At 48.1% G+C, this 22,434-nt stretch carries 15 protein-coding genes; 4 read left to right on the forward strand and 11 right to left on the reverse strand.

Going from position 1 to position 22,434, the window contains the following annotated elements; genetic code table 11:
* Positions 1-92 precede the first annotated feature (92 nt).
* The 3 genes from ACOCLE_RS15455 to glyA all read right to left on the reverse strand — a co-directional run bounded on the left by ACOCLE_RS15455 (position 93) and on the right by glyA (position 2,671).
* Positions 93-776 carry a zinc metallopeptidase gene (locus ACOCLE_RS15455; protein ID WP_419533225.1) on the reverse strand — a complete coding sequence of 228 codons (684 nt, stop codon included), beginning with the start codon at positions 774-776 and terminating at the stop codon, positions 93-95.
* Positions 777-1,238 carry a transcriptional regulator NrdR gene (gene nrdR / locus ACOCLE_RS15460; protein ID WP_020580846.1) on the reverse strand — a complete coding sequence of 154 codons (462 nt, stop codon included), beginning with the start codon at positions 1,236-1,238 and terminating at the stop codon, positions 777-779.
* Between the two features lie 167 nt (positions 1,239-1,405).
* The gene (gene glyA, locus ACOCLE_RS15465) at positions 1,406-2,671 is read right to left on the reverse strand and encodes a serine hydroxymethyltransferase (RefSeq protein WP_419533226.1); all 1,266 of its coding nucleotides are present in this window, start codon (positions 2,669-2,671) and stop codon (positions 1,406-1,408) included.
* Positions 2,672-3,180: 509 nt separating this feature from the next.
* Between glyA and ettA the strand changes: the two genes are divergently transcribed.
* Positions 3,181-4,848 carry an energy-dependent translational throttle protein EttA gene (gene ettA / locus ACOCLE_RS15470; protein WP_419533227.1) on the forward strand — a complete coding sequence of 556 codons (1,668 nt, stop codon included), beginning with the start codon at positions 3,181-3,183 and terminating at the stop codon, positions 4,846-4,848.
* A gap of 176 nt (positions 4,849-5,024) precedes the next feature.
* Here ettA and ACOCLE_RS15475 read toward each other — a convergent pair whose 3' ends face one another.
* The 3 genes from ACOCLE_RS15475 to ACOCLE_RS15485 form a co-directional block, all read right to left on the reverse strand.
* A complete protein-coding gene (locus tag ACOCLE_RS15475) occupies positions 5,025-6,659 on the reverse strand; it encodes an N-acyl-D-amino-acid deacylase family protein (RefSeq protein ID WP_419533228.1) in 1,635 nt (544 codons plus the stop codon).
* A gap of 110 nt (positions 6,660-6,769) precedes the next feature.
* A complete protein-coding gene (locus ACOCLE_RS15480) occupies positions 6,770-8,386 on the reverse strand; it encodes a VRR-NUC domain-containing protein (protein ID WP_419533229.1) in 1,617 nt (538 codons plus the stop codon).
* A 10-nt stretch (positions 8,387-8,396) separates the two neighbouring features.
* Positions 8,397-9,071, reverse strand: coding sequence for a hypothetical protein (locus ACOCLE_RS15485; RefSeq protein ID WP_419533230.1), 675 nt, complete (start codon positions 9,069-9,071; stop codon positions 8,397-8,399).
* Positions 9,072-9,216: 145 nt separating this feature from the next.
* On the opposite strand from ACOCLE_RS15485, the gene ACOCLE_RS15490 reads away from it, so the two are divergent.
* The 3 genes from ACOCLE_RS15490 to ACOCLE_RS15500 all read left to right on the forward strand — a co-directional run bounded on the left by ACOCLE_RS15490 (position 9,217) and on the right by ACOCLE_RS15500 (position 15,215).
* Positions 9,217-9,789, forward strand: a complete 573-nt coding sequence (locus ACOCLE_RS15490; protein WP_419533231.1) for a DUF4202 domain-containing protein — start codon at positions 9,217-9,219, stop codon at positions 9,787-9,789.
* Between the two features lie 515 nt (positions 9,790-10,304).
* Complete coding sequence (locus tag ACOCLE_RS15495; RefSeq protein WP_419533232.1) at positions 10,305-12,017, forward strand: RING finger protein; 1,713 nt, start codon at positions 10,305-10,307, stop codon at positions 12,015-12,017.
* 135 nt (positions 12,018-12,152) lie between these two features.
* A complete protein-coding gene (locus ACOCLE_RS15500) occupies positions 12,153-15,215 on the forward strand; it encodes an FAD-binding and (Fe-S)-binding domain-containing protein (protein WP_419533233.1) in 3,063 nt (1,020 codons plus the stop codon).
* A gap of 165 nt (positions 15,216-15,380) precedes the next feature.
* Here the strand turns inward: ACOCLE_RS15500 and ACOCLE_RS15505 are convergent, their stop codons facing one another.
* The 5 genes from ACOCLE_RS15505 to ACOCLE_RS15525 all read right to left on the reverse strand — a co-directional run bounded on the left by ACOCLE_RS15505 (position 15,381) and on the right by ACOCLE_RS15525 (position 22,383).
* Positions 15,381-16,331, reverse strand: a complete 951-nt coding sequence (locus ACOCLE_RS15505) for a hypothetical protein (protein ID WP_419533234.1) — start codon at positions 16,329-16,331, stop codon at positions 15,381-15,383.
* Between the two features lie 476 nt (positions 16,332-16,807).
* The gene (dmsD, locus tag ACOCLE_RS15510) at positions 16,808-17,401 is read right to left on the reverse strand and encodes a Tat proofreading chaperone DmsD (protein WP_419533235.1); all 594 of its coding nucleotides are present in this window, start codon (positions 17,399-17,401) and stop codon (positions 16,808-16,810) included.
* A 122-nt stretch (positions 17,402-17,523) separates the two neighbouring features.
* Complete coding sequence (locus ACOCLE_RS15515) at positions 17,524-19,812, reverse strand: SET domain-containing protein (protein WP_419533236.1); 2,289 nt, start codon at positions 19,810-19,812, stop codon at positions 17,524-17,526.
* 14 nt (positions 19,813-19,826) lie between these two features.
* Positions 19,827-21,332, reverse strand: coding sequence for an IS66 family transposase (gene tnpC, locus ACOCLE_RS15520; protein WP_419532963.1), 1,506 nt, complete (start codon positions 21,330-21,332; stop codon positions 19,827-19,829).
* A 301-nt stretch (positions 21,333-21,633) separates the two neighbouring features.
* Entirely contained in the window at positions 21,634-22,383 is a 750-nt protein-coding gene (locus tag ACOCLE_RS15525; protein WP_419533237.1) for a class I SAM-dependent methyltransferase, read from the reverse strand.
* Between the last annotated feature and the right edge of the window lie 51 nt (positions 22,384-22,434).

Here is a 22,434-nt window from a genome sequence, read left to right on the forward strand (position 1 = left end):
GGATGCAGGAGTTAGAGCAACGCATGGAGCAGTTGCCGGGAGTGGCTGACCACTGAATCAGAAAATATGATTTCATAGGGTTAGGTACTTACCTACCGCCTCAGAATAGCGATCCATCGTCCGATATTTAGCAGGCTGGCAAGCGCAGCAGCAACATAGGTCATTGCAGCCGCTTTAAGGACTTTTCTCGCCCCCGGAATATCATCTTTGGAAAGATACCCTTCCTCCAGAATCGGCAGCGCCTTATTAAAACTGGCATCCATCTCAACTGGCAGATTCATCAATTGCACCCAGAGCGATGCAACCATCCCCGATGCCCCCAGTAATAAAGTAATCAAGGTACTCTGGGGCAGACGGGTTAATAAGAAAATAAAAGGAGTAACCATCAAGGCCATGACACTGAATCGCTCAATCATCATGGCCATTTTTATCCGTCTCTGGCGGCGCATAAACCCGGGATGCTCTTCCTGATGTTGCAGGGCATGGCTGACTTCATGAGTAGCAACGGCGACCGCTGCGATGGTCTTCCCCTGATAGTGCGAAGAGGAGAGTGAAACTACCCGGTTTTCCGGATCATAATAATCCTCACCTTCCATGCCTTCGCGAACCGATACACTCTCCAGCTGGAAACGCTCAACCAGGTGTTGGGCCAGCTCACCACCGGTTCCCTGAAGATCCGGTCGATCTTTGCCATATTTACGGAGCGTTTGCCGGACCCAGAACTGAGGTCCAAAAACCAGAACCAGAATCGCCAGTAATAAAAGAATCAGGGGCATTTATTCCCGATCCTCGGTCTCCAGTCGGTCAATCTCTTCCCGGAACTCATTTAAATCCTTGAAATGGCGATACACGGAAGCAAAACGGATATAGGCCACTTCATCCAGCTGCTTCAGCTCCCGCATGACTTCTTCACCCAGAATCCGGGAGCTGACTTCCCGCTCCCCCATGGCCCGAAGGCGATGAATAATACGGCTTAATGCTTCTTCCAGTTGCTCAACACCGACGGGTCTTTTTTCCAGGGCACGGGACATGCCCGCCCGCAGCTTATCTTCATTAAAAGGTTCACGGGTACCATCCCGTTTAACCAGTCTTGGCATCAGCAGTTCTGCTGTTTCATAACTGGTGAAACGTTCAATGCAGGACAGGCATTCACGACGCCTGCGCACCTGACTGCCTTCTGCAACCAGACGCGAGTCGATCACTTTTGTTTCAGCAGCACCACAGAATGGACAATGCATTGAGCAAGTTAATCCTTCAGTTTTTTGAGGGGGATTAAGCAATGATAACCAGCTACGGTTTTATTACAAGATAATGTAGAAAGAAGATATAGGGAGGGAGGAGCCGCCCTTACGCTATGCAATCAATTGAAGCTTGCATCGCGTTTGGACGGCTAAAGAGCCTGAACTTATTTATAAACAGGCAGACGTGAGCAGATTTCCAGCACTTTGGCTTTCACTTCTGCTTCGACCTGTTCATCACCGGAACCATCGGCCAGAGCATCCAGCACATCGCAGATCCAGCCAGCCAGAGCGGCAGAGTCTTCTTCGTTAAAGCCTCGGCGGGTAATCGCCGGTGTACCGATACGCAGACCACTGGTTACGAAAGGTGAACGTGGGTCATTAGGAACCGCGTTCTTGTTCACCGTGATATTGGCACGACCAAGAGCAGCTTCTGCATCTTTACCGGTGTATTCCTTACCGATCAGATCCATCAGGAACAGATGGTCATCAGTACCGCCGGAAACAATCTTGATACCACGCTCCATCATCACACGGGTCATGGCCTGAGCATTCTTGACCACCTGCGCCTGATAGGACTTGAACTCATCAGACATCGCTTCTTTAAAGCAGACGGCCTTGGCAGCAATCACATGGCACAGAGGGCCACCCTGAGACTCAGGGAAAACGGAAAAATTCAGTTTTTTGTTCAGTTCTTCATCTTCAGCGGCCAGGATCAAACCACCGCGAGGACCGCCCAGAGTTTTGTGGGTAGTGGTAGTAACCACATCAGCGATGCCAACCGGGGAGGGATAAACGCCCGCAGCCACCAGCCCGGCGACATGGGCCATGTCAACCATGAGGTAGGCACCGACCTTGTCGGCAATATCACGGAAACGCTGCCAGTCGACAACCCTTGAATAGGCAGAGAAGCCACCAATAATGAGCTTGGGTTTATGCTCCAGAGCCAGGCGCTCAACTTCTTCGTAATCCAACTCACCGGTATCCGGAGTAATACCGTACTGCACGGCATTATAAATTCGACCTGAAGAGCTTACGCTGGCACCGTGTGTAAGGTGACCACCATGAGCCAGACTCATACCAAGGATGGTATCACCGGGCTTCAGAAGCGCCATGAATACGGCGGAATTAGCCTGGGAACCTGAGTGAGGCTGAACGTTGGCATAACCAGCACCAAACAGCGCCTTGGCACGATCAATGGCCAGCTGCTCAGCGACGTCAACGTGCTCGCAGCCACCGTAATAACGCTTGCCAGGATAGCCCTCAGCGTATTTGTTAGTGAGCGCACTGCCCTGAGCTTCCATAACTCGTGGACTGGCATAGTTCTCGGAAGCGATCAGCTCAATGTGCTCTTCCTGACGCAGGGTTTCCGCGTCAATAGCCGCCTTCAGCTCCGGATCAAATTCAGCGATGGTCATGTCCTTTGTGAACATTCATTACCTCTGGGTTGTTGCCTGTAAAATGCCTGGATGTCGGTGGTGAGGCGCTATTCTAATACAGCTTGGAATAAATCTGCAGTGAAAATCCTTCATAGTCATTATTAGCCTTACCGCTATCTGGCCGGGATCACACCATGCACTCACTATTCAGACGCCTTTAAAAAGCAAGCTGGTGAATAATCAACAAATTTTGATCATAGCATTCAGCCCATCAAAACAACGTTACTTATGCTGGGGAATCACACAATACAACGCATACTCACCAAATGTTTTACGACTATATGTACTGTTCAGATCAACTTTTTCAACGCATCACACTCTAGAAATCAAAGCCTTATCTGCCAGCCCTTCTATGCAAAAGAAAGGTGCGCATGAACTGGACAGCACCCAACCGCCTATTAACAGCTATCTTGGTAGCAGTGCTACCCGGAAACCATTGCCAAGGCTATGGGCATCCAGTATCTTCCATCGATTAACCTTTATAGAATCAGAGACCCAGAGACATGGCTCAGTACGTCTATACCATGAACCGGGTGAGCAAAATCGTTCCCCCGAAACGCCAGATTTTAAAAAACATTTCCCTCTCCTTTTTTCCGGGTGCCAAAATTGGTGTTCTGGGTCTGAACGGAGCCGGTAAATCTACGCTCCTTCGCATTATGGCCGGTGTGGATCAGGAGTTTGACGGTGAAGCCCGTCCACAACCCAACCTGAATGTGGGTTACCTGCCTCAGGAGCCTGAGCTGGACCCGAATAAAACCGTCCGTGAAGTAGTTGAAGAAGCACTGGGTGAAGTTAAGGCTGCCCAGCAGCGTCTGGACGAAGTGTATGCAGCATACGCTGATCCAGATGCCGACTTTGATGCCCTGGCCACAGAGCAGGCCCGCCTGGAAAACATCATTCAGGCTGCCGATGCCCACAACCTGGAGCGCAAGCTGGAAGTCGCAGCCGATGCTCTACGTCTGCCAGAATGGGACGCCAAAATTGAAAATCTCTCAGGTGGTGAGCGCCGCCGTGTTGCACTCTGCCGTCTGCTGCTCTCCAGCCCTGAAATGCTGTTACTTGACGAACCAACCAACCACCTGGATGCCGAGTCCGTTGCCTGGCTGGAGCGCTTTCTCGTTGAATACCCCGGAACGGTCGTAGCAATTACTCACGACCGTTACTTCCTGGACAATGCCGCTGGCTGGATTCTGGAACTGGACCGTGGTGAAGGCATTCCTTACCAGGGCAACTACAGCTCCTGGCTGGAACAGAAAGAACAGCGCCTTGAGCAGGAACAGAAACAGCAGGATGCCCGCCGCAAGGCCATGGAGCACGAGCTTGAGTGGGCCCGATCAAATGCCAAAGGTCGACAGTCCAAATCCAAAGCCCGTCTGGCCCGCTTTGAAGAGATGCAGTCCCAGGACTTCCAGGCCCGTAACGAGACCAATGAAATCTACATTCCACCCGGCCCACGTCTGGGTGACAAGGTCATTGAAGTCAACAACCTGTCCAAAGGGTTTGGTGACCGCCTGTTGATCGATGATCTCAGCTTCAGTATTCCAAAAGGTGCCATCGTCGGCATTATCGGTGGTAACGGTGCCGGTAAGTCCACCCTGTTCAAAATGATCACCGGTCAGGAACAGCCGGATTCCGGAACCGTTGAACTTGGAGACACCGTCAAGATCTCCAACGTTCAACAGCTGCGTGATGAGCTGGACGACAAGAAAACCGTCTGGGAAGCGATTTCCGATGGTCAGGATATGTTGAAGATCAACAACTATGAAGTACCGTCCCGTGCATACATTGGACGCTTCAACTTCAAAGGTGGTGATCAGCAGAAGCGTGTCGGTGAACTCTCCGGTGGTGAGCGTGGCCGCCTCCAGCTGGCTGCCACATTAAAAGACGGTGGTAACGTACTGCTGCTGGACGAACCGTCCAACGACCTCGATGTAGAAACCCTGCGTGCTCTGGAAGAAGCTCTGCTGGCCTTCCCTGGCTGTGCCATGGTGATCTCCCACGACCGCTGGTTCCTGGACCGCGTGGCCACTCACATTCTGGCCTACGAAGGCGATTCCAAAGTCACCTTCTTTGAAGGTAACTACACCGAATACGAAGCAGACCGCGTTGCCCGTCTGGGTGAAGAAGCGGCAGGCCCGCACCGTATCAAGTACAAGCGTATTGATGCGTAATGCAGTTAATCAGTGACTGCCCTTTCCGGGTAGTCACTCCTTTACTTTATCTCCTCTCAATGAACTTTACCTGCTAACCCGACTCCTCTATTGAATGGAAACCATGAAGTGACCATCAAAGAAGAAGAGTAATTCAATAGCTGGCGGAGCCTACTATCGCGCCCCCCTCCAATAAGTTAAGCAGTCATCGCCAGACATTCCCCGGTAGAAACCGAAGTATATTTCTTCCCATCTAACCTGGCAGGCACACCGTTGATAAAGACATGTTCAATACCACTGGGCGGAGCATTACATAAGTCATGTGTTGTATTATCCCGCACCTGCTGCCAGTCCAGCACTACCACATCGGCAACAAAACCATCACGGATACAACCGCGCTCAGCGATCCCAAAACGTTCAGCCGCCTGTGCCGTCATGCGATGAATCAGTGTTTCCAGCGATACGTTGCCCGTCTCCCGTGCAATCTGCAGAAAGCGGGGAAAAGCACCAAAGGTAGCGGCGTTTTCAACTCCGGATGGCTCAGGCCAGGAATCCGTCATAAACATGGCTGCTGGATGAGTCATCAGCTTTTCCACAATCTGCGGGCCGTAATATTTATGCATAATCATCCGGGCTTCCGCATTGGACTGATCAAGAATATCCACCATCACCTCAAAGGGTGACTTCCCTACCCTGCTGGCAATCTCGGTAATAAACAGGCCATTGTACTTTTCATAAGCAGGGCAACTGGCATCACTGATCTGTATACAGTCATAACCAAGCCCCAATGATCGAAATGCCAGCCAGGCTTCCAGCCTCAGGCGCAACATGGGCAGGGGCTTTTTCAAAATCCCGGGCATACCGGCCATCACCCACTCCGGCAAGAGTGTGTTGAGCAGTGTGGCGCCAAAAGGATAGGGAAACATATCAAACTTCACATCGACTCCATCAGCAATGGCTTTGTCGAACTTCGCAATGGCTTCATCCAGCGTATTCCAGGTCGCTTCCCCCACAAAGATCAGATGAGAAAACTGCAGCCGAACGCCAGTTTCCCTAGCCAGATCCAGCATCTCATCAATGGCTCGCAGGTTATGAGCCTTGCCAAACGGGTTCATTGGGTAAGTACCAGAGAGGCTGGAATAAGCCTTGGCGTGCACAGTCAGTACTTTGTCGTGTTTTTTTACCAGCTGGGCAACGGCCCGTAACTCTTCCTTACTGGCAAAAACACCTGGTTTATATTGCAGACCCAGGGATATCCCTGCAGCGCCCTGGGACAGGGCTTCATCCAGCATCATCAGCATTTCATGCGACTGGCTGGAAGACAGAGGGTCTGCACTGAAACCATTGAGTGAAGTTCTACAAACGCCATGACCAACCAGACTGACCAGGTTAGGACCACAGCCATGCCCCTGAATACGCTGTTGATAACCCTGAAAGCTGTGCCAGATTATCTCTCCATGGCCTTCTTTAAACAGCGAGTTTTCAATCAGGTGCTGATGAGGGGTATTGCACTTAAACCCAAATGGACTGAAGCCACAGTTACCCACCACCATCGTTGTGATGCCCTGAGCTATAAATGGATCAAAGTGTTCCGGTGCATGTTCAATGGCGAAGTAATCCATATGGCTATGGACATCAATAAAGCCGGGAGCGATCACCTTACCGGTACAATCAATGGTGGTGGCATCAGCGACTTTTTCTGTGGGGTTCATAACCCGAAGTCGTCCTTGCTCCATCAATACATTCGCTTTTCTGCCCGGGGTACCAGTGCCATCGATCAGCAGGCCATTTTGCAGCAAGATTTTATTATTATTATCGGGTGCTGTGCCCATATTTACCTCTGTATTTTGAGAGCTATTAGATATAGCTAACCCTTCACCCTAGCGGTATCAGTAACAGAGTCAAGAAGAGAAACATTTCGAAGAAAAAACAACCAGTACTGCTATGACCAACTGACATAAACAACTTCAGCCGGAATATCATTCTCCTGGAAAAACGCCAGCCAGAGTTTCTGGTTATCCTGCAACCGATCTCCAGGGCCCTTCACTTCCACCCATTGGTACTTTTTATTTTCCACATCAAACAGGATCAGGTCCGGAAACCCGGTTCGGTTATGGGCAATATCAAACATCAGTCGTTGAAACATGGCACGCAGTTGCTCTACCGGTATCAACGATACGGCAAGTGTAATCAGCTCCGGACTGAGTGCAGGCCAGATAACCAGTCGGTTATTGATTCCGTGCTTCTCGTTATAGGTTATCAGCAGAGTATCCAGAAGATGGCTTTCAGACATCTCTGACAGTCTGTGATGAATCGAATCCTTACAGTTCTGATAAAAATCAGGGGTCATCAGATCTGCAGGCCCACTTTGAAACGGGTGAAAAAAGGCCCCATCCCTATCGGCGAAAACTATATCCCAGAACCACAGGCCAGCGAGTCCGTTTATCAGGGCATTTTCAACATAAAACACCTGCCTCCCCTGGTTTCTGAAATGCTCCTGAACTTGAAACTCAACCCGCTGACCATTGTCGTTAAACTCAAGAGTCCGTTCATTCAACCGAGAGATTTGCCGCTTACGCTTTTCCCCTTTCAGGGTTTTGGAAAAACGATGGGCAAAAGCCAGCTCCAGGCTGCTGGCCGGTGAAGCCTCTATCTCTTCACAAAGAGCCAGAGCGCCAGCAGTATCATTGAGTTTGGCCATAATGCGAGTCCGCCGTTCCCGGGACGGTGGCAAATAGGACTGCTGAAAACTCACTACCGCCTCCCTCAATGCCCCCTGCCTTTCCATGTCACGGGCAATGGCATTTACCAGCCGAGCATGACGACGCTTCAGTGTCGGATGAGTGAAGTCAGACGATGGCGGTAATTTTGTAAACAGAACCTGCAATGAATCAAGGTCAAGCTTCTTACTTTCATAGGCAACCTCCTGCCAGAGCATTGACAAGCTAAACCCCAGTTCCAGCTCCTCCCGACTATTGAACAGACGGGATGTCAGCGGGTAATTTTCGAAGCGAGTCACCCCCAAATCCTGAAGCACAAACTCCGTCAGGTCCTGACTGAGGTTACCAAAGAACAGGAACAATAAGGTTCTCAGTTCTTCCATATACAGAGGTTGAAGTGTGGTAAATGGAAGATCAGGGCAGGCTTGACCACTATCAACCAGTCGGTTTACCAGAGCCTGCTTACGTTCATTTCGGTAAGTCCCAAGCTGATCAGGAAAACAGAGTAACAACTCACTTTTGGTCATCAGGTCTGACAGACCGACAATATCCAGTGGTGGGTTAGCCTGTATAAGATCAGCACCAACCAGCTCATTAACGGCGAGTTCAATGGATGTAATTTCCGGATAATTCAGTTTATCCGTTCGAAATATCGGGCCTTTCCGACTCGCCAGTCGCACATAGAGCTTCTGCGCATCCTCCTCCAACAGCTGGAACGTGTTTAAAAAATCAGTTTCGCTGTCATTCAACAGGTCAACATATCGCTTCTCAACAAAACCAAGCAGCTTCTGAAAATTGGTCAGGTAATAGTCTTCAGGTAATACAACGGGCGCTTGCAACGGAGCCTCTCTATTCACAGGCAGCAATATCTGAAGGGCGGAATACCTGCAAGCCGGACACATCCAGTAACGACTGTTGGTACATCAACTTCGCCAGAGCGTCTATCCGGGTGGGACGAAGTGCTTTTAAACCAGAAACCGGCAGGCTGCCTAACAAAGACATCACATAAAAACCGACAGATTCCATTAACCGGAACTCATTGCGTTCCCCATGCAACAACGAAGGCTGGTAAATGGACAGAGAACGAAGCCCCATTCTTTTCAGCCCACTCTCCGCCTCACCTTTCACCTTCATATAAAAGGCCAGCGACCTCTTATCGGCGCCATGGGCACTGATCAGATGAAACGATGGCTGTCCATGACTGACTGCCCACTGCCCAAGCGCCAGAACATAATCACGGTCGACTTTTGCAAAGGCTGGCTTTGAGCCCGCTTTTTTAATCGTAGTGCCAAGGCAACAGAACAGGACATCGACGGTTAAACCTGGCTCCAGGTCCTGTAACTGATCCAGACTCAGCACAATCTCCCTGATCTTGGGATGATCTCTCCAGGGAGTGGTTCGATAGTGGAGAACAATAACCTCAGAATAGTGATCACTCGCCAGCAGAGATGCCATCAACACCTGCCCGGTGGCTCCGGTTGCACCAACCACCATGGCAACCTTGGGGGGCTTTTCTTTACTCATTCTTCTTACCCGTCTCTCCAGCTAATCAACCCGAAAAACAACCTGTGGAATCACAAATACCAGTCGAAATCCTCAGGCAAATCAAGTAAAAAGTGCGGCATAACGATTTTCATAACCATTCTCATAAAAAACAGGACCGCAGTTTATGACCAGGCTTGCAGAAACCTTGGCCGCTATTGACCAGCTTCATGGGATGGATCCAAAGATTGTTGATGGCACCCCGGCTGAGCTGAGCTATGCCCTGCAAATGACGTACTGGCTACAGCAGCTGGCTCCGGATGCTTCTGAAGAGCTGCAGATCGCCGTTCGCAGTCAGCATCTCTGCCGCTGGGAAATCTCCCGTTCTGAATACCCTGAAGGACGTACCGGCTACCTGAAGTGGCGCACCGAGCTGGGCAAACTGCACGCACGAAAAGCCTGTGAAATCATGGCCAGGCACGGTTATTCAGAAGAAAGCTGTGCACAGGCATCAGCAATCATCCGCAAGCAGGGCATAAAACGTAATGCCGATACCCAGGCTCTGGAAGACTGTGCCTGCCTGGTCTTTCTGACCCGTGATTTTTCTGCCTTTGCTGAAAAACACCCCAGGGGCAAGGTAATTTCCATTGTGCAGAAAACCTGGAATAAAATGTCAGAAAGGGCGCATCAGGAGGCATTAACATTACCGTTCTCTGAAGCCGATAGGCATCTCCTTGAGGTAGCATTGGCGAAGCCATGAGTTAGAATGTTCGAAGCCTGAGAGAAAATAGACCTCTTGGGCTATCGTAAATCAAGCCAATTTTCATAAAAATCAACAGCATAATAAAAACCAGAGACTCTTTTATAAACACAATCTAATTCCAAGACCCTGAGTAATTGAATGTTCATAATACTTTTAAACTGGCACTCACAACTATCAACACCAGCAAGCATTAACTTTTTGATAAATTGCAAACATAAGTCTAAACTGACAAGCGCCTTTAATATGTTATTAACACGAACTCTTTTGTTATTAACACGAACCCTTTTATAGAACATTATTCCCCAGATATTACTGTAGATAAGAACACCAGCATCAAAACTAAATTAGCTCGACATGATTAAATCGCTTCTCTTTCAAAGAAAATCACATTCATATTAATTAAATTTTATTTCAACGATATACATACACAAGAAACTTTAATCGATAAAAACCAGAAAATCCGAGCAAAACATTCATCAATCCAACGAGAGCCAATTCAAACAAACACAACCATGATCAATACAAAACTGACAATCAAAAAAAACACTGGAAACTATATAAAAAGATTCGCTTTAGTATTTATATTCTTTGCCTTCACTCTGTCGACAGAAGCATCACCTCTTCCAATCAATAGTAATTATGATACTCAACAACCAGAAATAAACGCCTACGCTCAGGAAAAACGACACACCTCGCAAACTAAAGAAGGAACTTTCAGCTTATCAGTTACCCCTTTTGGCACGGCAATTAAGCTAGGAAACAGCATTTTCTATCTGGACAGAATTACAACTTATCACCAACAATTGATAATCGATGATTTTCTTAAGAAAGGATTATTTATAGCTACACTTCAAGCTCTTGTGGCTTATGGCCATAAAATACCATATAGGTTAAACACTGCAGCTGCAATTTTAAGTATTTATTCAACTTGGATTTTTATTGAAAACAGTTACTTCAATGCTCTCCTTGAGGGCAGCAGCGGAGATTACATATACAGCTTTTTGTTTTCCATTGGCTATGGAATTATTGAGCCGTTCACAATGCTACCGTTTATACCAGAACATATAGCATTCCGAAACTCACCCATCTTGCGTATAGTACTTCTCTCTTTATCCAGAGTCTTTATTGAAATGATGGGTTTAATCAAGGGAGAAGTTGTAGACGATTTAAGCGAAACAGCCACTCAATTCATCCCAGTTTCATTATACGGAGATATTGCCAGATTATTTTCTATTAAAATTTCCTACCCAAAATCAACACATGATTCATCTAAGTATGACATTGTCAGGCTCCATCTTGGCCAACCTTCTGGTAATGGAAGTTATCAAGAGCTCGCATTAGTAATGGATGAACTTGGCATTGACTCTATTTCTATACAACCAGTTCAGCATATTCATACTCAACGGCCTTCAGAAGAACAAGTCAGTCATAAAACAGGCAGTCTCATTATGAAATTCACCCTGCCTGATATGGACAGCCCATCGATAGTAGACATCCCATTACGAGGCGAAAGTATTAATGAGTTGATTCTGCATGCGATGTATAAGAAGCAAGAAATTAACCATCTGCCCAATGCACGCAGCGTGTTGGCACCTGATGTAATTCAGGTGATTAGTGATGCCCTTCAGTTTTTCAAACAGCACCATGACGAGCAGACCAGTTCATACTTAACCTATGATCAGGGGTTATCAGCAAGCTCAGAGTTTGGCTATCCAACACAGACTCTACGAGATGATGATGGAGCAGCCCAGTTTGTTTTCTCTACATCCGAAGAAGACTCTGTTTCGATTCACTGGCACAGTGGCGAGTACCGCGGATCTGTATGGTCAGGCTTGCATCTTGATACCACCCACTATGGTGAATACTCACAGCATGTTCAATACTGGATTCCGAAGTGGGTGGGCGACATACTCTTCATGATGGTCGATGAAGCTGCACACCAAGCAGGAACCGTTGCTGGAAAAAAACTTGGAGGGCTACTTGCACCATTACGGAAAACTCACTTGGAACGGGTGCTGGATGACGCTTTACGACCAACCACACTAGAAGAAAATGATGATTCAGTATGCATAATCTGTTCTGGAAATACTGCCCCGGTTTATAACGTGAACTGTCGTCATGGTGATCACCCCGGCATTATGCATCCACATTGTTTAAAACAGTGGTTCAGAACAAAGCATCCAAACTACACATGCCCTTTTTGTAATGGACGTTGGGAAAACTGACCCTTGGATCCACAAAACTGATCTACATGAGGGCAGTGATAAATGTTGTAAAGGTATTCCCGGAAGCCATTCAATAATGGTTTCACTTAATTGCTTTACGTACAATACCCCATGGGATTGATGGGGAGTAAAGCTGTGATCAGCAGGCTGGATCAGAAAACAACAAATACCTTATATGGCCACTTTGCCCGTGAACTGGCCTCTGCAGGCTTTAGCGGGGATATTGAGCTGGGTTATGCCGACCGGACCGTTCTGGCAACGGACAACTCGATCTATCAAGTACTTCCCGAGGGTGTACTCTACCCTCGCTCAACGGAAGACATCAGCAAAATTCTCACACTTGCTCATAAGCCTGATTTCCACCAGATTGTTGTTTCTCCCCGTGGTGGCGGTACCGGCACCAATGGCCAGTCGCTTACGTCAGGCTTTATGGTGGACACCAGCCGCTACATGAACCGGGTGCTGGAAATCAACACCAGAGAGCGCTGGGCCAGGGTTCAGTCGGGAGCGATAAAAGACTACCTCAACGAGCTGGCAGCTAAAGAAGGCCTCTTTTTTGCCCCGGAGCTCTCCACCAGCAACCGGGCAACGGTTGGCGGTATGGTCAATACTGACGCCAGCGGTCAGGGCTCTGTGGTGTATGGTAAAACCCGCCACCATGTGCTTGAGCTGACTTCCGTACTGGCTGATGGCACAGTGTGGAACTCCTCACCTGTTGATAACGATCAACTTGAGCAACTGTGTCAGCGGCAGGATCGCATTGGTGAAATTTATAACACCCTGAAAAAGACGCATTGCGAGCATCATCAACGGGTGTCAGAAGTATTCCCGCACCTGAACAGAAACCTGACCGGCTACGATCTGGCCAATATTGTTAATAAAGACCATCAACACGACCTGAATGCCATTCTCTGTGGCTCAGAAGGCACGCTCGCCATCATCAGTGAAATTAAAGTTAACCTGCTGCCTATTCCGAAGCAGTCGGCTCTGGTGCTGGTTTTCTACAAAAGTTTTCAGGACTCACTGCAGGATGCCCAGGCATTGATGGCTGCCGAGCCCGGTTCCATTGAGACCATCGACTCCCGTGTGCTTGGGCTGGCCAAGTCCGATAGCGTCTGGGAAAGCGTCAAAGACTTCTTCCCCAAGCAGAGTGATGACATTGACGGCATTAACTTTGTTGAATTTACCGGCGACGATGAAGCTGAGATCCAACAGGGTATCGATCGTCTGAAAACAGAGCTGGAAAAGCCGGTCAGTATCTGGCGTGCCGGTCACAGCGTGGTGATGGGTACCGGCAATGTTAAAAAGATCTGGAATATGCGTAAGCAGGCCGTTGGGCTGCTGGGTAATATGAAAGGCGACGCTCGCCCCATACCTTTTGTCGAGGACGTTGCCGTTCCTCCAGAAAATCTCGCCGAGTTTATTAAAGCGTTTCGGGCACTGCTGGACAGTCACCACCTTACCTATGGCATGTTTGGTCATGTGGATGCTGGCGTACTCCATGTCCGCCCGGCCATCGATATGAAAGACCCGGAACAGGAGAAACTGGTTCGTTTAATCAGTGATGACGTTGCCGCGCTGGCCAGAAACCATGGTGGTGTGCTCTGGGGCGAACACGGCAAAGGTGTCCGTTCGGAGTACGCCCCGGACTTCTTTGCCGACCTCTATCCGGTGCTGCAGGAAATCAAAGGCGTATTTGACCCTTACAACCAGTTAAACCCCGGCAAGATTGCCACACCCGCGACCCTGCCAGAACCCGTTCAGCTGCTGAAAATTGATGAAGTGCCAACCCGTGGCCAGCAGGACCGGGAGATTGAACGAAATGCCTTTGAAGCATTCACCAGCAGCCTTTACTGCAACGGCAACGGTGCCTGCTTCAACTACAACCCCAACAGTGCCATGTGTCCTACCTGGAAGGCGACTTATGATCGGATTCAGTCCCCAAAAGGCCGCTCTGGTCTGGTGCGGGAATGGCTGCGATTACAAACCGCCGCTGGTGCTGATATTGCTGGTGAAAGCCATAAGATTCGTCAGGCGGGTCCACTCTATAACGGTGGCCAGAAACTGATTAACCTGGTGAACAAATGGCGGGGTGAAGAAGACTTCAGCCACCAGGTGTATGGTGCCCTCGATAACTGCATGAGCTGCAAATCCTGTGCAGGGCAGTGTCCTATTCAGGTGAATGTTCCCGACCTGCGTTCCCGTTACTTTGAACTCTACCACGGCCGCTACCCAAGACCGGTCAAACACCATGTGGCTGGTCTGCTGGAACCCATGCTGCCCGTACTGGCAAAGTTCAAACCGGCTTACAATCTGGTCATGGGCTGGTCAGTGGCCAATACCCTTGCCGGCAAAACCGTTGGTCTGCAGGATATCCCTGCGATTACCAGCTCATCGCCAACCAGCGACTGTTGTCGTGCAGGTGCGGCCATCGCCAACCGGACGTTGCTGGATGCCATCCCCGACAGTGAACGGGATAAAACCGTCATCATTATTCAGGATGCCTTTACCAGCTTCTTTGAAACACCGTTGCTGACCGATCTGGTTGAGCTGCTGATCCGTCTTGGTTACCGACCACTGATTGCGCCGTATAAACCCAATGGTAAGGTGCTTCATGTCTATGGTTTCCTGGGCCGGTTTGAAAAAATCGCCAGAACCAATGGCGAAGAGCTGAAAGAGCTGGCCGACAGCGGCATCAGCCTGGTGGGGATTGATGCTGCGGTTACTCTGACCTACCGGGATGAATACAAAGAAGTGATGGGGGAAGATTCTCCTGAAGTCCTGCTGCTTTCTGAATGGTTTGCTCAGCAGTCAAAAACGTTACGTCAGTTGCAAATGAACCTTTCAGACACGGCCGAAGAAGAGTTTGTTCTGCTGGGGCACTGTACAGAAACCTCTAATGTACCTGCAGCCCCTGCTCAGTGGCAACAGTTATACCAAGACCTGGGTCTGAAGCTTACGTATAAAGCTACCGGCTGTTGCGGGATGGCGGGCATCTATGGCCATGAAACCCGAAATCAGGAAACCTCAAGAAAGCTCTACGACATGAGCTGGAAGGACGTTGTGCAGAACCCGGAAAACAGCGGCAGGCTAGTGGCTACCGGTTATTCCTGCCGCAGCCAGGTGAAGCGTTATGGGGATGGCAAGATTCCTCACCCCGTTCAAACACTCCTCCAGGTGATGAAGCAAAAAGCATAAAAGTGAACTCGCTGTTATGTCATTGTCGACGGGGTTTACCGGTCTCAAAGAGCTATGAGCAGGACGGTGTGTAGACGCTGTCCTGAACAAAACGGATTGCCAAATCCAGTTATCCGAGAACCTGAACAGAAAGTGAGAAGTATAGGCTTTCATCTGTCCCGCGACTTATGTCTTCGGTCTGACAGAATGTCCTTGTGGAATATAATCCGTATAAAGCGATGGCCACGACGTTAGCTTATGCCCTTCTGGCAAGCTTAACGCTTTCAACCGTTTATGAACCTTCATCACAAAAACACTGGTTTCCACCATATGCCTTTTTCTTTCTTCATCCTGAAGAAAAGCCTCAACATCACGGGCTATTCTTGCCCATTGTTTTTCACTTCCTGATAGTGGGGCAGGCAGACTGATCAGGTATTCCAGATCCTGCCGAAGGGATTGAGGTCGACCAAGAATCTTCCAGGTGTGCTTTATTTCAGAACTATCTTGATCCAGAACCCACTGTATTCTGGCCTCCTCTGCTTCTCTGACTGCTGCCTCATTTAATAGAACAAGGTCATTTACGGGCGATTTGTACTTAAGGCTATCTTTAACAAATGCTCGGACGATAACGCCTTTCAGGTGAAAGATAACGTTATCCATGGATTTTAGCAGCTTGAGTAATTGAATATCGTCAGCGGAAAAACAACAGTTTGAGTAAAAGTAATCAAGCTGCAAATCACGTGTGAGTTCCTTATTTACAACAGGTACTCTTCCACCTTTTGCTATTCTCGAACCGAGATGTTCAATCTCACCTTTCAGAGAGTCTGAAACGACGTTAATCGCATCAGTCTCATTGCCGTCGAACTGCTCAATCAGATACCGGGTCTCAGGGCTAATGAGATCTCCTTGATATTTAGCAATTTTTTCAATCAGTGGCGGTATTGAGCCCATGATTTTTTTATGCCGATTCTTATCCTTCTCAGAAAGTAATAGCGTTAGTGTTTCCTGCAACCCAAACAGGTGGTTATAGAGTTCAAGCTCCTGGATAACCCCAGCCAGATCTTTTTTCAGACAGGTAACAAAATCTTCATAACTTATTTTCCCTTTATTAAGGTCATGGATTTTTGAAATAACCATTGAGTGGCTCTCACCAGCCTCAGGAACACTTTTAATGTTCTCCCGAGTGGTTGGCAACTCAAGCATCGCCCCTACTTTCTTCAGCTTTTTTTCAATTTTTTTCCCCAGTATCTGCCAATGCCTGAACACCCCTGAGGCAAAAGGCAAAGACTCTTTTTTGTCAGAGTGATCAGCGGGCTCCGAGGCAGCAATAGGCTTTGAACTTGTCCCACTTGTCCGTTTTAGTGGCATAATTATCCCTGAATATATGCCCTTGAAGCTGAGGAAGGCCCACAATACAAGATCATTTTCTTATACAGCGGGTAGTCATCTGGTTAGTCATTATCGAAGTTAAGGGGCTGTTGGCATTCCATTACGAGATCAGCGGAATGAAACATCAACAACCCCAAGGGCATTCTCAAATGTATCGGACAGGCAACCTGTTTTTTTTATAGTTTTCTCCGACCCGGCATTTACCGGCCAACAGTGTACAGAGATTATCGATACAGCTGGCGAGTATCGGCCGTCACTTCGTACGCTTCAGAGACTTCCTTCAGGAATTCATCAGCTACTTCCGCCAGAGCGCTGTAGAAGCCGCTCTCATCGGCTTCTGCCAGCAATTCCAGATAACGGCCGGACCATGGAAGCAGATGAGTACCGAGCAGCTCTACCACGGCATCGTCATTCTCCGTTTCCATAAAGTAAGCCATGGCCAGAATCATCAGGCCAAACTGGTCTTCCGGCTCATTCAAATCCGTATCCAGTTCCACCTCGTTTGTCCGCAGAAACTGGCGATAAGCCTGTGCCGTTTCACCCAGCAGCAGGTTTTCCCTGTCCAGATAAACCGATCCCCAGGGTGGCGCAGGCATGGCGCCCTGCCCTTCAAACAGCAGGGAAAACTGGTAAGGCAATTCTGCTATATCCACAGAGCACAGACGCGCTGTCGCGTCCTCAATCAGCGAGGAGTTCTGCCAGTCCAGCAGAGCAGGCAGTTCAGCCAGTTCGGAAATAACACCAACGGCTTCTTCGGAGGTTGGAGAATAATAAAACAGGGTTCCCAGCATTCTGGGAAGAACGGCAACAGCAGACAACTCGGCACTTCCTGAAATTAAACGTATAGAGACCACTATAGTGGTGAGCGGTTTTCTTGAGTATATGGAGTAATACCATTTCTGCAGACTCACGCAGAGAGGTCAATACCTCCAGCCAGGCTTTAAGAATCACGCAAAGCCGCCACCTCTGGCAATTGCTCATATTTCAAACACAACTTACGTCCCAACGGCTGAAGCGTTGAACATAGGTCACTGTTTTTCATTGAGCGTAAGTCGTCATGCAAGCTATCACGAATTTTCTTTATCGCTACTTCAAGGACCTTTCTATTCTCTTCATTTCTAGGGCCAAACCTGCTTAGTGCTATTGCCAATAGCTCTCTTTGAGAAACAGCTCCCTTATACCTGGGTCCAATCATCCGGATACATTTATACAATGTTTCACTGGTTGCCTGCTGATATACCTCCTGACAATCTATGCCCGCATGGTGAATATACTGGAAAAACAGGGCATGTTTATCCGCATACTTCGGATCATACTTTACGCCATGGATTGCTCTGAACCGAATACCATAGCCACTTCTCGACCCCTTAGCATCCCTCGCGATTGTGCCAAACTGACAACGCCGTTCTCGACATAGGCTTAATAAGCCCTCCATATATTGCTCTTCATGTTCTTCATTCAGGTCAAACAGCATGTCCAGCTGTTTGAACGGACTCATATACTGAACCCCCTTTGCCTCAATAATTTGAACCCCCTTTCGTCTTAATAACTCTCTTACACTCGGTGTAGACCATTTATTACTGGACCCAAGAGGCTCTCCACACACTGTCTCAGGCACCGGTGGTGCCGATGACAACAACAGTGTGTTTAAAGATTTCAGTCCCTTCTTTGTTTGGTCAGAATTAAAATTAACCGTCTGACCAATACCCGTTTTCAGGTACCTGAAAATATACTCAGTTATTAACTGCTCATAGAGCGGATGTTGGGGGTTTAGTATCTTGAGTACATGCATCAAAGCATCTGAACTTTTTTTAGCGTCAACCTGCTCTACATATCGTTGCGGCTTAAAAAAACGATAAAAGACATTGATGTGCTCAGACCCCCACGTGGTAATTTTGGTTCGAAAAACGCCATTAGTCGGAATCATCAATGGAGCATGATGATGATTACCCTTTGGCCTTCCCCAGTCGGAAATAATGTCTTTCGCTTTTCTTGTCTGGCAGGCAGTGTATTTGCCCATCGCTGTAAAATAATGGTCAGAGTCCGGTTTCAGCAAACTGAGCACGCTCGGCGTAAGCTTCTCCGGTCCAACTTTCCAATATTTATAAAGTGCATAAATAACTAGATCTTTATTCCATTTCTTATGGCAATCATTGAGCTCTTCCCACTGAGGAACCTCTTTCTTCCGGTTCAATAAATCGACAAGTCCCTGCTTGCGGAAAACAACCGTTCCTGGCTTCTTTCCTGGTTGAAAAGCGTTCTGCCAGCATTCATTCCAACCATCAATGTCAAAGAGTTTTTCACCAAAAATATGTTCATACCGATCAGGATACATCTCCTTAAAAGAAAGCCAGAACCCCTCACCATAACTGACCGTTATTTCCGCTCCGGCAGGGATAAAGCACAGTGATTTAATAAAAACCCGATACTCGCCTCGCTCTTCATCCTTGATTCGAACGAACTCAGCATTGGGTTTATCGGGAAAACTGTCATTAGCAAAACTACCACCACCCAGGCCAGGAACCGCCTCTTTGATACACTGCAGAATTTTGTGATCTGATATTTCCACCAGATGGCTCCATGAGTCATAACTGGAACCAATTTTTTCCCATGTCAAACTGGAGCCTTTGCTACCAGCATGAACTTCCACAATCTCTCCTACACACTCGGTGATTAAAACATGGCGAGCAAAATCCATCCCTGCATATAAGCCGGCTCCGGCTCCGGGTCTGGTACTCTGTGCGGTGTAAACCCCCTGCCCCAACACCTGACAGTGAAACTTACTCTGCCTTGCTGCTTCAGCCCTTCCCAGTTTTGGGCTGCGTAACATGCCTTCATCACTCCCTATTATTCTGGCAAGAACCAATGGGGGAGGGTTATTTCCCTTCGACAAAACAATGGTTAAATCAGACTGGGGTTTTCTTTTTAGAGACTGAACACTGCTAACTGGATGAGGATCTGGAAGATCAACAGGCTTTTTATCCACTTCATCAGTCACTTTCGCTTCAGAAACAGGTCGTTTACAGCTGACTCTAGAGTCCTCTATCTTTCTAGCCTTCAGTGGGGGTGGAAGTACATCGGGTTCCTGCTTGATAACTACAGATAGCTTTTCTGATATCTTCCTTTTAACAGGCTCTTTCCTGCTATCAGATCCAGGTATTGGATCGTTGCTTTGGCGGAACTGCGAAGAAAGCGATGATAAGGCGTCAATATAACTGGATCGCAACATAAGATTTTTTGTAACTATTCAGCACCCAGCAAAGGCGTATTGTTGTAATTTCGAACCGCTTTAAGAAGCGCCTGAAATATGTTCAACCCCTGCTTTTTAGCAGATGATAAATAGCTTCGGATTCGGGTAAACATGGTACCTCCGTCTTCGCTTCTGAAGCAGCCTGAGATCTTCTGCTTAAGTTTGGCCATCCTGGCATCACGTTCACTGCCATTGTTATCGAAGGGAATTGAAAAGTCCGACATGAAGCGCAACGTTTCAACCTTAAACTCAATAAGCCTTTTGAACAGGTTGTAGGCCTTGGTATTCCTGACCTTCTTACGTCCAAGCACCTGTCGTTGTTTTTCCATATAAGCGGTTTCCTTCGTGAGAGCCCTTTGAAGGATTTGGTCGTATATCGTCTCAATGCGAAGCTGTATTGCACCAGGCATTTGAGTCAGACCGGCTGCTTTGTATTTCTTGCAGAAGTGCCAGGAGAGCGTAAGCAATTTCATCAGCCGCAGAGCCAGCTTATTCGCATCCCTATCGACAACTCCCTGAAGCTCTCTCAGATGATGGGCATTACAAAGCACATGCACTGCCGCATAGGCAAAGTAGGACTTCCAATGATCGTGAACCAGAATGCCTGCAAAAGTCAGCAGGATGCCCATTGCATCCATTGCTTCACAACCTCGCCTTTCTGAGAGGTAGTAAAGCGTCCATTGGTCATCTCGCATAATGTGTAACCACCACAGTGAACCGTCAACCCGCATGCCAGTTTCATCCGCTCCTGCAACCGGACTTTCTTGTAAAGCATCGCGGATACTCTGCTCAGTAGAGGCCAGGTTCTCATGGGTATAGGCAACAAAATTGGCAACAGAGCCTGCGCTGACACTCATGCAATAAATAGTATTGAAATACTCAGACACCCGGTGATATGGGATGAAGTGATACTGGTTTAAATGAACAGCCATTGCCTGAGTCACTTCTCCGTATTGAGCAGCGGCTTTCACTCCTTGGGGAAACTCAGCGGTGTTCCGTTTACCACAAGGACATACTTTAACGTCTGCCCAGTACGCGGTAACTTCAAATTCTCCGGGTCTACCTGGATCAAAAACCTGTCGCTCAATGTATTTGGTGGGTTTAATATCGATAAGCGAAGACTGGCAACAGCAACATTTTTCAACCTTCAGATGCCTGACATAATCGGGTAAGGCGACACGTCTCAAACAAGAGCCTTGATGACCTTTCTGGCCACCTGGTTTATTGCCTGAAGATGGTCTAAGGCTTTTGGGGTTCGGTGTTTCCTGTGAGGAGCAGGGGGCTTCTTTGGAAGATGTATCACCTTTATCACTCCCTTTTTTACTGGGCTTTTGATAACCATCTGACGATGGTGGCTTACTACTGTTTTGACTGTTTTTATTAACCCTTTCTTCCAGTTCGCTGCAACGTTCCCGTAAAAGCGCATTCTCGGTCCGAAGCTCTTCATTCTCTTTAAGGAGAGCTTCGGTAAACGGAGTAGCTGGGAAGTCTGGTTCCATACTGGAGATTTGTTAGAAAAATTGAGTATAAGATGATGGTCGAAAAATCAGAAAATTCCAGATTTATATGAAGGGTGCTGAATAGTTACGATTTTTTTTTAAAAACTTACTTGCTAGATCATATTTGTTTTAAAAAGTTCACCTCCATACACCACAAACTTATAACTGCAGCCAATTTCATATAAAAAGCCACTATAACAATGATAGTGGCGGAGATATCAGAACAATGGATTTCAGGCACTGTCTCACGCTATAGCTTAAGTCTACCGTTCCAAAATAACGCTCTGAAAATGGTCGCTACTCACTGCTTGTAAGCCTCTATCGCCACAACAAACGGGTCCCCCTGATACGCTGCCCAGTAATGCTCACCCTTGGCCTTGAGCCCCTCTTCAGACACCGGTGGATAAAGCAGATTCACGCTGGAAAAACCAGCCTCTTCAAGGCACTGAACAACCGTATCAGTAGACCAGCAGTAGTCGGTAAAATGTACCTCAGTCTCACCGACCTGAATGGTTAACTCAAATGGGTCGCCATCCTGAAGGTCATCTACAGAGTCCACTTTTTTTCCATAGCAGTCATCCGGTGACTGTGGATTATCCTGTACCCGGGCATGACGCTCAGAATCCATCGCCAGCAGATAGCTATACCCACCCGGTGACGTATGATAAGACAGGGTTTCAGCCAGCTCTTTCAGATGGCTCAGGCTGGCCAGTCGGCAGGTCAGCCAGAAAGCGAACACCGTAGAAAATGATCGATCCAGTCGCAGTGACGTTGGATCTGCCTGACTGAACTCAATGCCAAGGCCAGCAGACTCATTCAGTTGAATGGCACGATCCAGCATCGCGGGACACTGGTCAATACCCACCACATACTCAGCCCCTGCCACCAGGGCAAGGCGTGAAAAGAAACCTTCACTACAGCGCAGGTCCAACACGGAATTCACCGGGTGCATCATGAGCACACTTTTTACATAAGGGGTGTAAACGTACTTTGCGACTGGTGACTCAGCCACCGCAATGGCATAGTCATCGGGAGTGAAAAAATGACTCATGTTCGCGAATCCTTTTACTACCTGACTGTAAAGTATCGCAGAAATCTGAAA

Source organism: Endozoicomonas sp., assembly GCF_965196975.1.
In the GTDB taxonomy this organism is placed as follows: Bacteria; Pseudomonadota; Gammaproteobacteria; order Pseudomonadales; family Endozoicomonadaceae; genus Endozoicomonas.